The organism is Spectribacter acetivorans (assembly GCF_031846305.1).
Classification (GTDB): Bacteria; Pseudomonadota; Gammaproteobacteria; order Nevskiales; family Salinisphaeraceae; genus Spectribacter; species Spectribacter acetivorans.
Genome location: NZ_JAVRHY010000037.1, coordinates 1 through 903 on the forward strand (window position 1 = coordinate 1; position 903 = coordinate 903).

Here is a 903-nt window from a genome sequence, read left to right on the forward strand (position 1 = left end):
CATTAGAACCGTAAGCCCAATGCTGTTGCAGCCATAGAAGCCCATCTCGCTGATGAGAATAGAGCGATGTGGTCTTTAATGAGGCTGGTAGCCCGCCGGGTTCGCCTCGGGGCGGATGTGGGCGATGCGAAAAGCCGATTTCTTCTAAGTTATCGGCCAGGATGGGGACCAACTCACGTTGCTGCTTGGCGCTTTCGGTCTCTTCTGGGTCAGTCCCCGAACTCCGGAGCGCAGAGGTATTATCATCCGTGCCAGATGCTTCACCCATCGTATCTTTAGCGTCAATTGATCGGACCGCGTGATTAATTCGATCTACCGTTTCGGTTGTCACCGGAATTTCTCTATCGCCGTAAGGTAAAGACGTGTCTCCTGCGTTTAGGGCATCTTGCATCCGCGCCTGAAGGTCGCACGCGTCCTTATAAGCAACAGGAATGACGGCGTGACCGAGGTCTAGCAGAAAACCACCACGCGCGTCGTCCGGGAACCATGGTGTAATCCCCGGGAGGCTGTAAGAGAAGCTTTTGGGCTGCCACTCACCCAGGCACTCAATACGCTGACTTAGGTAACGCGGCGTTTCTTCAAAGAGATGCTCTAGTACGTCCTCCTCCAGTTCGTCCTCTAGGGCATCCCGAAGCGCGCGCTTCGGATTACTTATGAAAGCCAGGCGCTCCGCGGCAGGCGCTTTTTGGTAGCGTTTGACAATCTCCAGACCTCGCTGGACGGATTCGGGCAGTACGATGTACCAACCGCCCTCAGTTACATATCTGTTACGAACCGTATCCGTTCGGCGAAATCTGTCTGCAAAACTGTTGTGCTGCACCGGGGGCAATGCGTCTTCGTTGCCCGTCTCCGTGGATTCCGGTATGTCGGAGTCACCAAGCGAGGCTGACCGCCCTGAAAAGT

At 55.1% G+C, this 903-nt stretch carries 1 pseudogene; it reads right to left on the reverse strand.

Annotation, left to right across the window (positions count from 1 at the left end):
- Positions 1–820, reverse strand: a pseudogene (locus RM531_RS15980) (hypothetical protein); the annotation flags it as partial.
- Positions 821–903 lie beyond the last annotated feature (83 nt).